Origin of the sequence: Nocardia sp. NPDC023852, assembly GCF_040639505.1 — a bacterium.
In the GTDB taxonomy this organism is placed as follows: Bacteria; Actinomycetota; Actinomycetes; order Mycobacteriales; family Mycobacteriaceae; genus Nocardia.
Genome location: NZ_JBFAAB010000005.1, coordinates 58,244 through 71,960, shown reverse-complemented (window position 1 = coordinate 71,960; position 13,717 = coordinate 58,244). Strand labels below are relative to the sequence as shown.

12 protein-coding genes are annotated in these 13,717 nt (G+C 65.0%); 7 read left to right on the top strand and 5 right to left on the bottom strand.

Going from position 1 to position 13,717, the window contains the following annotated elements:
* Window positions 1–28 precede the first annotated feature (28 nt).
* Genes AB0H00_RS11490 through AB0H00_RS11480 form a run of 3 tightly spaced genes read right to left on the bottom strand, consistent with a single transcriptional unit; the run spans window position 29 to window position 3,330 of the window.
* Window positions 29–1,000, bottom strand: coding sequence for an NAD-dependent epimerase/dehydratase family protein (locus AB0H00_RS11490; RefSeq protein ID WP_357264586.1), 972 nt, complete (start codon window positions 998–1,000; stop codon window positions 29–31).
* 1 nt (window position 1,001) lies between these two features.
* Window positions 1,002–2,321 carry a glycosyltransferase gene (locus AB0H00_RS11485; protein WP_357264583.1) on the bottom strand — a complete coding sequence of 440 codons (1,320 nt, stop codon included), beginning with the start codon at window positions 2,319–2,321 and terminating at the stop codon, window positions 1,002–1,004.
* Between the two features lie 31 nt (window positions 2,322–2,352).
* Window positions 2,353–3,330, bottom strand: a complete 978-nt coding sequence (locus tag AB0H00_RS11480) for a glycosyltransferase (RefSeq protein ID WP_357264580.1) — start codon at window positions 3,328–3,330, stop codon at window positions 2,353–2,355.
* 151 nt (window positions 3,331–3,481) lie between these two features.
* Between AB0H00_RS11480 and AB0H00_RS11475 the strand changes: the two genes are divergently transcribed.
* The 4 genes from AB0H00_RS11475 to AB0H00_RS11460 all read left to right on the top strand — a co-directional run bounded on the left by AB0H00_RS11475 (window position 3,482) and on the right by AB0H00_RS11460 (window position 7,717).
* Window positions 3,482–4,873, top strand: coding sequence for an aldehyde dehydrogenase family protein (locus AB0H00_RS11475; RefSeq protein ID WP_357264577.1), 1,392 nt, complete (start codon window positions 3,482–3,484; stop codon window positions 4,871–4,873).
* Between the two features lie 243 nt (window positions 4,874–5,116).
* Window positions 5,117–5,935, top strand: a complete 819-nt coding sequence (locus tag AB0H00_RS11470; RefSeq protein ID WP_357264574.1) for a polysaccharide pyruvyl transferase family protein — start codon at window positions 5,117–5,119, stop codon at window positions 5,933–5,935.
* Window positions 5,932–6,816, top strand: a complete 885-nt coding sequence (locus AB0H00_RS11465; protein ID WP_357264571.1) for a glycosyltransferase — start codon at window positions 5,932–5,934, stop codon at window positions 6,814–6,816. Before AB0H00_RS11470 ends, AB0H00_RS11465 begins: the two co-directional genes overlap by 4 nt.
* 4 nt (window positions 6,817–6,820) lie before the next feature.
* Complete coding sequence (locus AB0H00_RS11460; RefSeq protein ID WP_357264568.1) at window positions 6,821–7,717, top strand: glycosyltransferase; 897 nt, start codon at window positions 6,821–6,823, stop codon at window positions 7,715–7,717.
* 275 nt (window positions 7,718–7,992) lie between these two features.
* On the opposite strand, the gene AB0H00_RS11455 is transcribed toward AB0H00_RS11460, so the two are convergent.
* A complete protein-coding gene (locus AB0H00_RS11455; RefSeq protein WP_357264565.1) occupies window positions 7,993–8,649 on the bottom strand; it encodes a HemK2/MTQ2 family protein methyltransferase in 657 nt (218 codons plus the stop codon).
* A gap of 455 nt (window positions 8,650–9,104) precedes the next feature.
* Here AB0H00_RS11455 and AB0H00_RS11450 point away from each other — a divergent pair, with 455 nt between their 5' ends.
* On the top strand, window positions 9,105–10,043 hold the full coding sequence (locus AB0H00_RS11450) for a DUF4241 domain-containing protein (RefSeq protein ID WP_357264562.1): 939 nt from the start codon (window positions 9,105–9,107) through the stop codon (window positions 10,041–10,043).
* 394 nt (window positions 10,044–10,437) lie between these two features.
* Here AB0H00_RS11450 and AB0H00_RS11445 read toward each other — a convergent pair whose 3' ends face one another.
* Window positions 10,438–11,400 (bottom strand): ferritin-like domain-containing protein, encoded by a 963-nt coding sequence (locus AB0H00_RS11445; protein WP_357264559.1) that lies wholly within the window; start codon window positions 11,398–11,400, stop codon window positions 10,438–10,440.
* 595 nt (window positions 11,401–11,995) lie between these two features.
* Between AB0H00_RS11445 and AB0H00_RS11440 the strand changes: the two genes are divergently transcribed.
* Both AB0H00_RS11440 and AB0H00_RS11435 read left to right on the top strand, forming a co-directional pair.
* Window positions 11,996–12,721, top strand: a complete 726-nt coding sequence (locus AB0H00_RS11440; RefSeq protein WP_357264556.1) for an alpha/beta fold hydrolase — start codon at window positions 11,996–11,998, stop codon at window positions 12,719–12,721.
* 430 nt (window positions 12,722–13,151) lie between these two features.
* Entirely contained in the window at window positions 13,152–13,517 is a 366-nt protein-coding gene (locus AB0H00_RS11435) for a hypothetical protein (RefSeq protein WP_357264553.1), read from the top strand.
* Window positions 13,518–13,717 lie beyond the last annotated feature (200 nt).

The following is a 13,717-nucleotide window of genomic DNA, read 5'->3' as shown; positions in this document are numbered from 1 at the left end:
ACTAAACCGATGCGCTGCACGTCGCTGATCAGCGCAGCGACTCTTCAGCCGGCATAGCGGCGCGCGAGGCGAACCAGTCGATCGTGCGGCGCAGCCCCTCTGCCCTGCTGACCAATGGCCACCAGCCCAGTTCACGTCGGGCCAGCGAGATGTCCGGGCAGCGCCGCTTCGGATCATCAATCGCGCTGTCGACATACTTCACAGTCGACCGGCTGCCGGTCACCCATTGGATTTCCTCGGCGAGGCGACGCACGGAGACTTCATGCGGATTGCCGATGTTGACCGGTCCCGGAATGTCGGTGGACGCCAGCGCGAGCAGGCCGCGCACTGTATCTTCGACGTAACAAAGAGAGCGGGTCTGCTCGCCGGTTCCGGCGATGGTAAAAGGTGCGTCCGACAACGCCTGAGCGATGAATGTGGGCACCATCCGGCCGTCATCGGCACGCATGTATGGACCGTAGGTGTTGAAAATCCGGGCAATTCCGGTATTCACGCCCCGTTCACGACGAAACGCCATAGTCAAAGCCTCGGCATACCGTTTCGCCTCGTCGTAGACACTGCGCGGCCCAACTGGATTGACGTGCCCCCAGTAGTTTTCGGTTTGCGGGTGGACAGCTGGGTCACCGTATACCTCGCTCGTCGACGCGAGCACGAACCGAGCTCGATTCCGCTCGGCCAGATCGAGGGCATTGGCGGTCCCGAGCGACCCGGCTCGGAGCGTCTCGATCGGCAGCCGTAGGTAGTCCGGAGGCGACGCGGCCGACGCGAGGTGGAAGACGATGTCGAAGTAGCCCACCGTGGGCAACGGCTCGGTGACGTCGTGTTGTATGAGATCGAACCCGGGTCGGTCCAGCAGTCGGGCGACATTGTCCGGTGTGGATGTAGCGAAGTTGTCGAGCACGACCACGGCACTGCCCGCGTCGAGCAACTGCTCACACAGGTGCGATCCGACGAACCCGCAACCGCCGGTTACCAACACACGTTCGCATTGTTCGGACACGCTATCGCCTACCCTCGCCGCTTACCCGAACAACACCGTGATCTACCGGTGGTGATCCGGTAGACAGTTCGCCGCTGTCTATCGCGCGGTCGAGCGTACGGCTACTACTGAACCCGCTGTCGTTCTGCGCCCGCACGGCCGCGGCGGTCACCCGTCGGTACGCACGCAGGGTCTCTATGGCGATTCGGTCCCACGAATATCGCACCTTGACACGCTCGAGTCCGGCGAGACCATACTTCTGCCGGATTACGGGCGTGGCCAGAAGCTCGCCAACCGCGTCAGCCAGTTTCGCAGGTGCCCGCGGGGCGACCAGCCTGCCGGTCACACCGTCTACGACGGTGTCGATGAGGCCCCCGACCGCAGCGGTCACCACCGGAACGCCACATGCCATCGCTTCGAGCGGAGTAATGCCGAACGGCTCGTACCACGGCGTGCACACGGCCACGTCCGCCGACCTCAGTAGCGGAGGCATCCGAGTCCTCGGTACCTGCCCCAGCATGTGGAGCCGGTCTCGCACACCGAGATCGTCCGCCAGTGCCAGTAGCCGCCGACCTTCCGGATCATCGGCGATTTTGCCGTCGTCCGGGCCGCCGACCAGGATCAACTCAGTGTTACGCAGGCTCGTGAGCGCGGTGATCGCCGTATCGAAACCTTTGCGTGGCACCAACCTGCCCACACTGACCATCCGGTACTCGGCCGACCTCGGTGCGCTCGGCCCGTCGGGCGTGAACTGCTCGAGATTGACGCCGCAGGGAATCACCGACGTTCGGGACCGAGGCACGCCCATCCTGGCCAGTTCGAACACCTCGTCGGTACAGGTGGCGATGATGTGGTCGGTCCGTTCGGCGATCAGTTGTTCGAGGCGCACCCGGTCGGCCGGGCTGGTGTCGTTCGCGCCCTGGTGACGGCGTTTCACCACTCCGAGGGCATGAAATGTTTGTACTACCGGGATGTCTGCGGGGCGAGCGGCCAGGAGGGCGGCCAGCCCAGACATCCAGAAGTGTGCGTGCACCACATCGGGGCGCTCGCGTCGCCAGTGCTCTCGCAGAAAAGTGCCGAATTCGTCCATGTACGGAAGCAACTCGTCCTTCGGCAGTGAGTGAGGGGGCCCGGCCGGGACACGGATCACGCAGTAACCCTGATCGGTCGTGACAGCATGCGGCGCGTCCGCCTCCTCACGCCGGGTGTAGACCGTGACCTCGTGCCCCTCTCGGCACAGGGCCGCGGACAGTTCTGCGACATGGACATTCTGTCCACCGGCATCGACGCCGCCCAACGCGGCGAGCGGGCTGGCGTGTTCGGACACCATCGCGATCTTCATGAATCCGCCTTTCCAGTCCGGGACACTGCCTTCATTCGGTGACCTCGGCGAGTAGGGAATTCCACCGGCGCAGGAAGACGTCGAGGCCGAAATGCTCCAGCGCGAACTGCCGTCCGGACTTGCCCGCGAGCACCGCCAGATCGGGTTCGTGGAGGAATTCATGGAACTTCGCGGTGAGCGACGCGACGTCGACAGAAATGGCACCGGCTTCCGGCGGCACCGCGCTGACGGCCTCGGTGGTGGCGAGGGCCACTACCGGCATGGCCAGGTGCATGGCTTCGAGAAGAGACAATCCGAGCGAGGTCCACCGCGCGGTGTGCAGATACACCCTTCTCCGCGCCATTTCTGGATGCAATGCTGACTGTTCGAAGTCGCCGATTCCGCGAATCGGGTGTCCGGTGGGTCTGTCCGCTGTGAAGTCGTCCACTCCGATGCCGTACAAATCGATAGGCCCGGCCATCGCGAAGTCGGGCAACAGATCACTTCCCGTGATCCTTCCGCGCCGCGTAGGCTCGTTGATCAGGGCTACGCCGTGTGGCACTTCGCCGGTGTAAAGCGCGCCGGGATCGACAATGCCGTGTGGCACGACCCGGGTGGGGGCCCTCCCACTGTCCCAGAACAGATCGTTGAAATGCGTTACGTGCACGATCGGGATGTCGGCGCGATCCGCCAGCGGATGCCTGGTGGTGGCCGCGCTGGGACGTGGAGTGTTGTGCTCGACGTAGACCGCCGGAATGTCGGCGCCAGGACGACGACCGAGCCATCGCTCGGTGAGGTCGATTTCCTCCGGGCGTTGGAGAACGACCACGTCCGGCTCGGTTTCGCGCAACTCACCTGCGGGCACGTCCGCGGCGGACGGCCAGTCGCGGCCGCACCGCCCGCGGCCCCACGGCCCGCCGCCATCCACCACGGGGATCAGGTAGTGGTGCGGACCTTGGACGAACGAAGTCGTCCACGAGCCGTGCACATGCCACAGAAGCACTTTGAGCCGTTTGATCATCTCGGCCATGTCGATAGCTCTTGCCTGTTGCCGCCGGCTCAAACCTGGCCCGCACCGACGATGACCCGTCGGGTATCACCGAGTGCCTGGCGCCGCAGCACCACGTGCGGCTGGCGCCACCGACGGGTTTGAGCCATGGGTGCCGGGCAATGCCCGCGATATGAGCGGACCAAGTGCTGTCACGTTTCCCACCGAACATCCGGCCAACGAAACGATCGAGATCCTTGATCCCACCACCGGTGCCAGCGTCGGCAAGGTGCCGATGACCGGTCTTGCGGAGATCGGTCTGCAGGTAGAACTGGCCAATCGTGTTCAGCCCGTGTGGGCGCGCACGCCGGCGGCTGAGCGGGCCGCTACGCTACGTGCCGGCGCCGCCTTACTTCGTGAGCGTGCCGATGAACTCGCCGAGCTCAACCATGTCGAAACCGGACGCCCGCAGTCCGAGGCCGAGGAGGGGGTGTTGGCCGGCGCCGCGACGTTGGAGCAATACGCCGAACTGGGGCCGGTGCACCGAGGAAAGAGCCTTCAGGGGAGCTTCGAAGCGACCGACTTCATGGTGTGGGAACCTCGCGGTGTTGTCGTCGCCCTGACGCCATGGAACGATCCCGTGGCGGTGTCCTGCGGTTTGCTCGGCGCGGCGCTGGCCACGGGAAACACGGTCGTGTACAAGCCGAGCGAACGCGCACCTCATACCGGCGGTCTTCTGGGCGATTTGCTCGCCCGCGCGCTACCCGAGGGTGTTCTGCAGACGGCGCAAGGTGATGGGAGGGTCGGCGCACTGCTCGCCGCACGCCCCGATGTGGACGTCGTCGCGCACGTCGGTAGCACGGTCACGGGACGGTCGATCGCGAAAAGCGTTGCGACCACGGGGGCCAAGGCATTACTGGAAAATGGAGGCAATGACGCACTCGTCGTTGACGCCGGTGTGGATCCGGTCTGGGCCGCCGGGCAGGCGGCGCTCGGCGCGTTCGCGAACTCAGGTCAGATTTGCGTGTCCGTCGAAAGGATCTTCGTGCACCGGGATATCGCGGACGCCTTTCTGGCCGCGCTGGTAGCCGAAGCAGAGTCCTGGAGGCTGGCGCCGTTGGTCGACCGGCGCCATCGCGAGCAGGTCCACGCCCACGTGTGCGACGCGGTGGACCGCGGGGCCGACCTTGTGACGGGCGGTGCGGTGCCAGACGGTGTCGGTGCGCACTATCCGGCCACCGTACTGGCACACTGCGATCCGAATATGCGGATCATGCGGGAAGAAACGTTCGGCCCGGTCGCGCCTGTACGAGTAGTAAATACGTTCGAACAGGGCCTCGCGGAGGCCGCGAGCGACGACTACGGGCTCGCGGCGACCGTACTCACCCCGTCGATGGCCAATGCCCAGCACGCCTGGCGGGAATTGCCGGTCGGCACGGTGAAGATCAATGCGGTGTTCGGTGGGGCGCCCGGCGGCGCGGCACACCCACGTCGGGCCAGCGGAACCGGCTTCGGTTATGGACCTGAACTGCTCGACGAGATGACCCAGACGAAGGTCGTGCACCTGCGCCCGGCCTCCATCTAGGACAACACATCCCGCTGTTCCACCTTACCGTCACCGAGGCGCCGCCCCGTCACGACGAATCGCGCCCACGATGAGTTCGACATCGCTCCGGCCCGCGACGGTGGCCGGGCGCATTTACCGAAGGATCGTGGCGGCGGCTGATTGACCTGCGGCGCACCGGGTATGCGCCGAGACATGCGGGTACTTGTCACCGGGTGGCCCAGCTTCGTGCATGGGGAAGCGACGGCCGGGGATGTTTTGAGCATGAGCCGAGTGTGCGACGCTCTCGAGTCCGCTGAAATACCCCACGACACGGCGTGGAGTCCGGGTTTTCGTTCTGATGCGTTGCATCTGGACGACGCCGATTCCGGGCGTTATTCGCATCTCGTGTTCGTGTGCGGACCTGCTCACGGGGAGCAGGTGCGATTCCTGCACGAACGGTACGCGAACTGCCGACGCATCGCGGTGGGGGTTTCCATTCTCGATCCAGCCGATGCGGCGGTCACTGGATTCCACCGCGTCTTGGCACGCGACGACCCGTCCACCGCGCGACCGGACATGGCCGTCGAAGCGTCCACGGTGACCGTTCCAGTGGTAGGCGTTGCATTCGCACCGGGGCAGGCCGAATACGGCGCGGCCCGCCGTCATCGGTCGGTGCATCGGGCGTTGATTCGCTGGCTACGCGATCTCGACTGCGCGCGACTACCCCTCGATACCCGACTCGCGCCCGATGATTGGCGCCAATGCCGCACGCCCGACCAACTGGCGTCGGTGTTCGCCCGGCTCGACGCGGTGGTCACAACTCGCTTGCACGGCTTGGTGTTAGGCCTGCGAGCCGGTGTCCCAGTCCTGGCGGTGGATCCCATCGCAGGCGGCGGGAAGGTCACCGCGCAGGCAAGGGCGCTGAATTGGCCCGCGCTGGTCTCCGCCGACCAAGCGGTCTACACCGGCGGTTTCGAACATTGGTGGCGCTGGTGCCTGTCTCCGACAGGGCGCGAACGTGCGCGGCGACGTGAGTTCCCTTCGGCGGACGCCTTGACCCGGGACCTGCTCGATGAGCTGCTCACAGGATGGTCGGGGTGAGACCTCGAACCGTGGCGAAGACCACTGTCGTCATAGCCACCCGTAACCGCGCCCCCGAATTGGCCCGCACCTTGACCGAGTTATGCGCACTCCGCCCACGTCCCGCAATTATGGTGCTGGACAACGCTTCCGTCGACAACACTGTCGACGAGGCAGAGGCATTCCCGGATGTGAAAGTCATCCGACTGCCCCGCAACCTCGGGGCGGCGGCACGCAACCTCGGTGTCGCGATCGCCCGGACACCATATGTTGCTTTCAGTGACGACGACTCGTGGTGGGCCGGTGACGCGCTCACCGAAGCCGAGCGGGTGCTGGACTCCTATCCACGGCTAGGCCTTGTTGCGGGACGCACGCTCGTCGGCAGCGACCACCGTGACGATCCCGTCAATGAACTGATGGCGACCAGCCCCCTCGGGCACCCCCCTGAGCTGCCGGGTCCGTTGGTTCTCGGCTTCCTCGCCTGTGCGGCGATCGTCAGGAAAGAGGCGTACCTGGAGGCCGCCGGATTCAGTCCGCTGTTGCATTTCGGTGCCGAAGAACGGTTGCTGTCACTCGACTTGGCGGCCTGTGGCTGGCACCTCTGTTACGTGGCGGACGTACGCGCCCACCACCACCCGTCGGCGCGGCGACCACCTCAGGCATGGCGCAGACGGGTCGAACAGCGCAACAACGCGTTGATCGTCTGGATGCGGCGACCGCTACGGCGGTGCGCGGCCGAGTCCATCGGCCTGCTGCGTCGAGCAGCACGTGACCCTGGGACATTGCTGGCGGTCGCGGGGGTCATTCGCCGACTGCCGTGGGCGTTGGCACAGCGGCGGCGGCTGCCGCCGGGGGTGGAACGCTGGGCCCGGACCCTGGAACTCGCCGATGGAAGGACGTGACCCGATGGCAACGGAACGAATAACAGTCGTCATCATCACCCGCGACCGGCGTGAACAACTGCTGGAAACGCTCGCGCACATGACCACGCTTGCCGACGCGGCACCGATCATCCTCGTCGACAACGGGTCCAGCGACGGCACGGCCGAAGCGGTCACCGCGGCGTTCCCCACGGTGCGACTCATCCGCTCGCCGGACAACCTTGGTGCGGTGGCCAGAAACATCGCAGTCGAGCAGGCAGTCACTCCTTATGTGGCCTTCTGTGATGACGACACCCGATGGCAGCCGGGCGCCTTGACCCGCGCCGCGGATCTGCTCGACCAGTACCCTGCCCTAGGTTCGGTGACCGGACGATGCCTGGTCGCGCCCGACCTGCATGAGGACCCGATTACACCAGAATTGCGCGATTCACCGGTTCCCGGGCCGGATTGGCTACCTGGCCCCGCTCTGCTCGGCGTGATGGCAGGTCTGTCCGCCTTCCGGCTCAGTGCGTTCAGGCAAGTCGGTGGCTTCTCCCGACGCCTGTGGTTCGGCGGCGAAGAGGAACTGCTCGCGCTCGACCTCGCGGCGCATGGCTGGTGGATGTGCTGGGTAGAGGACATGCTGATCCATCACGAGCCTTCACACACCCGTGACGCGACCCGTCGTCGTGGACTCGGTATTCGGAACACTTTGTGGACGCTATGGTTGCGCCGCCCGGCCCGCAGCGCGGCGCGTCGGACCGCCGTCGTGCTCAGGTCAGCCCCAGCCGACCTGACAACGGCCGCGGCCGTCCTCGAGACACTGCGTGGACTGCCTTGGGTGCTGCGCGAACGAAAAGTCCTGCCCCCGCCCGTGGAGGCCGGCCTTGTTCTGTTGGAAGAATCCCAACGCCATTCGCTCGCACGTCGTTATGTGGGCTGACGTTCACCGGCAGCCCAGTTTTCGTTCCCGCTCGACGTTGCACAGCGACGCGTCGAGCTAGGCGCGCATCGGCCGCGGGGCGCGAGTATCAATCAGGCAGCTCGGACCACGCCCAGGGCGACTGGCAATACCGTCAACAGCTCGTCGGAGCAGCTGCACAGCGCTTGCCGCCCGTACCCACAGCGCCAGCTGTATCAGTCCGCACTATCCGCATACGCACTCGTACCGTGGCGGGCTTTTCGCTGCTCTGGTACAAGCGCCGGTTGGACCTGGGATCACCGGTCGGGTTGGTCGGCGCGAACGACCACCAGCTCCTCATGTTGCTGGCCCGGATGGATGAGGCCGGACTCGGTAAGCCATCGCGTCTTGGACTGCATGACGGGACCGAGAACGATGGTGTCACGCGCTACGATCGCGGCTTTGAGCCCACCCTCACGGAGTTGGTTCACGGTGAGATCAGCGTCGCATAGCACTGAGTGCACCAGCAACGCCATGCCACGCGCCGTCAGCAGGGCGGGCAACAGAGCGCACAGCTTGTCCAGTATCGCCCGCCCGCGGCTGCCGGCCTCCCACGCGCGGGCGGCGCCGCGAGCAGGTACCGGTCGCGGGGACGGTACGTAAGGCGGGTTGGCCAAGACCACATCGAAGGTCCGTCCGGCCAGCACGTCCGCGAAGTCGCCATGCAGCAGTTCCGCGCTGATGCCCCGTAGCCGGCAGTTGAGCCACGCTGAGGTGACCGCCCGACGGGAGACATCGACCGCGGTCACCGACGCCGCTCCTGCGCGAGCCGCCTCGATCGCCAGCGCCCCGGTACCGGTACAGGCGTCGAGAACGTGCGCGTGCTGAGGTAGGGCCGCCCGTGCCATCGCCTGGGCCAGTAGCCACGTATCGGCCTGCGGCCGATACACACCGGGCCCACGGATCAACATCATGTGGTGGTGATAACCTCTCCAGCCCGGACCAACCGTGACAACCGGGCACGGGGATGTACGGCTCCCGGGTTCCTCAGCTGGACAGGATGGCCAGGCCCGCAGTGGACTGTTCACGGGCCGCGTCCGCTGCCGGGGGTTGGCGGTCGTTGTTGTTGGGGGAAGATGTGGGCCGTGATCTTCGACAGTCTTGATGTGTCGTATGGCGAAATGTGGGGTTCCGAGCGCGGTATGACCCATCCAGAGCCGATAGCACCGGAGGTTGCAGCGCGCAGGCATGTCACCAAAAGGGGGTATGCGGTGTTGCTGGCCGCACACGAGCGGCCGCTGGCACTGGTCGAGTTCTGGCCGAGGAGCGATTGGCGTGTGTATCTCTTCGACGACAGGTCCTATCGCACGCAGATGATCGACCTCAAGCCCCACGCCGAGGGGATTTTACGCGTCGACCAGAGCATCCGGTGGCAGTTTTCGGGCGAGGAACAGTACTCGTCCGCGAATGGGATGTTCAGGAAACCATCACCGTATCGGCTGACGGGCAGGTCGAAATCAGGTCTGAGTTCGACGGATCGGAGCGTGACTGGTTCGAGCGGCATATCGCTGGATTGGACGGCCAGGCGCCTTCCGAGCCGGAGAACGTCACGGTGCAGCAGGTTTCGGCTTCCATCGAAAACTTCCTGATCCCCGCACCAGAATTTGCGGACTGGCAGGTGTTCGTGCCGTTACTCGCCCAGCAGGGCCACGAGCCCGCCGCGACGGTGGTCCTGCGTGATGCACCGGGTGGTGACTGGCAGGGACCGCTGCGCGCCACCGGAATCGAACAGTTGTTCACTGCAGGTGCGCGACGCGATACCCCAGACGGTCCTGGCGTTGTCGAACTCAGCGATGCCGGGCTGCTGCGGATTCCGTCCGGGCGGTTGGTTGTGGCCGATCCCGGCTGGATCGACGAACACTCGCTGACTATCACCGTGTCACCGGGTGAGTACCCGGTCACGTTGTCGTTGATGCGCGTCGTCGACTCTACCTACTTGGGCTCGTGTGTGGCCGCGGCGAAGGTGACCATTGTGGACACTCCGGCCGGAGAGTGGGAGATGGCAATCCGGCCCGACCAGGACGTCGGGTTGCTTGGCGAGGGCCAGTTCTACGGGGTCGGTGTGGACACCGGCATAGCGGCTTTCGTCGATGCGACCCGTGGATCGGTCAGTGAAGCCGACCTTGACGACCTGGCCGAACGCCTCGAAAGCCGCTCCGCAGTCGAGCTGACCGGCCCGGCGGGCGGGCCGAACCTCATCGCCTTTCACGCAGGCTGGGGTGACGGAAGCTACCCTGCCTGGATCGGCCGCACCGAGGACGGACAGGTGAGTTGCGTCGTCATCGACTTCCAGCCTCCCCGCCGTTAGTGAGGAATAGTTACCTGCCCTGTTCGACGCTGCCACTGCCGGGCCCAAAGGAGTGGGACACTGGTGACCTCGCGGAATCAACGATCTGGGCGTTGAGGTGGGTGCAGACGTAACGCGTCTTGCTCGACTTTTTCCCCTGCGGACCAACTGGACATGCCTCTGTGTGTGTAGCGCGCTATACGTCAAGTCAAGCGCGCTACACACACGCAGTGTCCGCAGGGAAACCGGCTGCCCGCGTTTACGTCGGAATCGCGTCCGATCGGGTGCATAGGGTGCCCAGGACTGGGATGTTCAGTCACTGCCTTCTGCGCACTCACCGGCCCGCGGCCCCATCGAGGGATGTGGGTACTCCATTGGCTCGAGCGACATCCTGTCCGGCGAGCCGGGCAGGAGATCAGCTGAGGCCGGCGACTTCTTGGGCGATCGCCGCGAGCCGGGTTTGGGCGGCCGAGACGACACCGTGCCGGTTCTTGTTCGCTTCCTCGTACGCGATGATCGCCCGTATGTCGGCGGGTTCGGTCAGTTCCTTGACCATGGCGACGGCTTGGGTGACGTTCAGGTCGTCGTAGTCGTCGATGGGCAGCTCGCCGGGTTCGAGGACGCCGGTGGCGGTGCGGATCGAATGCAAGGCGTCGGCGGCGGCGTCGGCGCCCTCGCGCCGAGTGACTTGCTCGGCGGTCTCGAGTGCGGCGTCGCGAGACGCTGTGAGGGTTTTGACGACGACATCGCCCGCGTGCGCGCCCTGGGCGAGCAGCTCACCGAGCGCGGGAGAGGTGGCGCGGACGGTGTCCAGCGCCCGGTCGAGGCCACGGGCGGACAAGGTGACTGGGATGTTGACCAGCTTCACCGCGGTACCGGTGGCCGCCTGGAGTGGGGTGCGACGCAGGGCGGCCGGCCCGCCGAGGGCGTCCTCGGCCAAGACCGTGGTCAGCCAGTCCACGGTCGCCGAGTGCGCGGTGATCAACCGCTCCGCCAATGCCACGACGTCGCGTTGCTGGGTGGTGGTCGCGAGAACCTTGATGTAGCGGGCGCGGTCGAGGAGCTGATGTTCGAGGGCGAGGTCGCCGAGCAGGGCTTCGTCGAACGGCTGGGCCTGGTCGACCATCGCCTTGACCGCGGCGGCGGCCCGCCCGAGGAAGGGGCCGATCAGCTCCGGGACGCCGCCGAGTTCGCGAATGGCGGCCTCGACGGCCTCGGCGCGGACGCGGGCGTTGTCGGCGTTCGCGGATAACTCGCGGCGCACCGCCTCGGTGCGGGCCTGCGCGATCCGGGTTTCGGCGATCTGGATTTCGGTGTTGGTCAGCTCGAGGACGGCGCGCAGCTGCGCCAGCAAGGTAGTGGTGTCACGTGTGCTCATGCGGATCTCGTCCCTTCGGCGTTGACGGCATCGGGTCGGTGCAAGGTAGGTGCACCGCTACCGTGACTACCCCGCGCTGCCGTCGGGTAACCTGTCCCACACCACACCGCCCGACCGGTATACATCGAGGCCTCGCTAGGGGTATTCGGTTCGACGTCCCAGACGTATTAGCGTTCTTTGAGCTGGTCGTGCTTCTGGAGGAAATGACGACCCGGTCGGCGCCGCAGAGCTCGACAACGTCGGCGTCGGCTGTTTCCAGCCGGTCGAGGAACTGCACCCGAATTTTCTGCGGAGTTGTCCGTCGTGTGCTGGGCTCCGTCGGGTCGCGATGTTAGCCGTGCGGCCGGATACTCTGCCTCGTCCGGGCCCGTCATGTCCTTACGGGCATCAATCAATAGTTTTACCAACGGAATTCGCGGTCAGATGATGATATTTTGGTTCGTCGATCCAGCTACCGGAGACTTCACCCGATCACCGACCGGTGACGACGGGTAGCGGGCCGAGAGGGGCAACAAGGGCGATGCAGCACTTCACGATTCATCACGACGGCGTCACGATCCCAGTGTCTCGCGGCGGCCGGGGACGACCGCTGGTCATGTGTCCTGGGCTGAGCTCGACACAGGCCGATTTGCAGGAGCTGACCGAGCTGCTGCGGCGCGACCACGACGTAGTGACCTTCGACCTCAGGGGCCATGGCCTCGCCTCGGCCGCCGATCGGTATTCCTTCGAGGCTTTCCTCGGCGATCTCGTCGCCGTGTTGACGGAGCCGGGATGCCTCGACCTGCCCTCGCTGCCCGTACTCGTGGGCTACTCGCTGGGCGCGGACCTGGTCGTACACTATGCCTCCGAACATCCTGACGCCGTTGCCGAGCTCGTTCTCATCGACGGCGCGAACCCGGTGCCCGAACCGTTCATCACCGAGGCTGACCTGCCGGAGTTCCGCGCAATGTGGGAGGAACTTGCGACGCAGCACGAGGCAAAGCGGGGCACCGCGCATCAGGTGTTGCTTACCGCACGGGAAATTCTCGACCTGAATCTCGAGATCGATGTGGTTCGGTCCGGAATCCTCGACCGGTACGAGAAGATCGACTGTCCGATCAGCATGATCATGTCGACCTCGATGGCCGGCGGCAGCGGCGAAGGGCATGCGCCGCAGCGCAATCAGAACTGGCGTGCTGGCATCGAGCGGCTCGTTCGCGAGCGGCCGCACATCTCCACGTCCTGGCTCGACGCCGATCACGGACTGGTCTTCACCCACGCGGCGGAAATCGCCCGGATCATCCGGAGTACACAAGGTCCAGCGGCCAAGCCGGCTTCTTGAACAGCATCAGAGGAGATTGGTGAGCGGCTGGGAACGATTTAATGGATATCGCTCCAGCACTGATGTGGCTGGGTGCTGGCTGACGAGGCTGGCACCACATGGCCATTTGGGGAGCCGGCCCCGACGCCCCTCACCATCACGAACTTGCGCCGAGTAACCACGCACCGCCGCGACCGGCACAGTCGAAGTTCGCGACCTGTCCTTCTCCTACGAGCCGTCGTGCGGTGTCTCGATAACGTGTCGTTTACGGCCGGGAGTGATCAGGTCGCGCTCGTCGGCTGATCCGGGGTTAGCTGACGATAAGAATTTCTTAAGGCCGATCGGCCAGGGTGATCGCGAAATCGGCCGCCGACTTCCACATGGCGGACTCCGATGCCGAAGAGTCGCATTCTAAGCGACAGTGATTTTGGATTTCGAACAGGAGCCTTTGATGACCATAACCCTCCTAGTCCGCCTCGGGCTGCCCGCACTCATGCTGGCCGCGACCGCCGGTCTGGTAACCGCACCCCCAGCTGCGGCGCAAGTCCTGCCAACCTACACCTGTAAATCCACTTTCGAGAATCAATTCGGCTTCGTGAACGGGCGGGAATGCCAGGCCACAGCGGGTGCTCCTTTGGCTGGCTACCGGTGGATGACCATCCAAATGGAAAACAGTGAAACCGGTGAAAAATGGGTGTGCAAGAGCGTCGATGCGGGAATTATCCCGTACTACACGAACGATCCGAGTCCTTCCCATTTTGAACGTATACATAGTCACGGGGTGGATGGGCGTATTTGTAGCCGTATATTGCCCTGATCTCATCACGATCCGACGGTATCGGTACGACCCGAGACGATCACCGGGACGCCACCGCAGAGAACGTCGACGGTGATGGCGATCGGTTCTGTTGTCTGGAACGCGGGGGAGTTCTTGGGGAGGCGTGCGGCGCGGGGTCGAGTAGATCCTTGTCAGGTCGGCATGTCAGCTCCAAAGGAAACGTTAAGACCGCACCAAGC

Excerpts from the sequence above, each read along its gene's own strand:
- AB0H00_RS11485 (WP_357264583.1), bottom strand. The coding sequence starts at position 2,321 with ATGAAGATCGCGATGGTGTCCGAACACGCCAGCCCGCTCGCCGCGTTG.
- AB0H00_RS11480 (WP_357264580.1), bottom strand. The coding sequence starts at position 3,330 with ATGGCCGAGATGATCAAACGGCTCAAAGTGCTTCTGTGGCATGTGCAC.
- AB0H00_RS11475 (WP_357264577.1), top strand. The coding sequence starts at position 3,482 with ATGAGCGGACCAAGTGCTGTCACGTTTCCCACCGAACATCCGGCCAAC.
- AB0H00_RS11470 (WP_357264574.1), top strand. The coding sequence starts at position 5,117 with ATGAGCCGAGTGTGCGACGCTCTCGAGTCCGCTGAAATACCCCACGAC.
- AB0H00_RS11460 (WP_357264568.1), top strand. The coding sequence starts at position 6,821 with ATGGCAACGGAACGAATAACAGTCGTCATCATCACCCGCGACCGGCGT.
- AB0H00_RS11455 (WP_357264565.1), bottom strand. The coding sequence starts at position 8,649 with ATGATGTTGATCCGTGGGCCCGGTGTGTATCGGCCGCAGGCCGATACG.
- AB0H00_RS11445 (WP_357264559.1), bottom strand. The coding sequence starts at position 11,400 with ATGAGCACACGTGACACCACTACCTTGCTGGCGCAGCTGCGCGCCGTC.
- AB0H00_RS11440 (WP_357264556.1), top strand. The coding sequence starts at position 11,996 with ATGTGTCCTGGGCTGAGCTCGACACAGGCCGATTTGCAGGAGCTGACC.
- AB0H00_RS11435 (WP_357264553.1), top strand. The coding sequence starts at position 13,152 with ATGACCATAACCCTCCTAGTCCGCCTCGGGCTGCCCGCACTCATGCTG.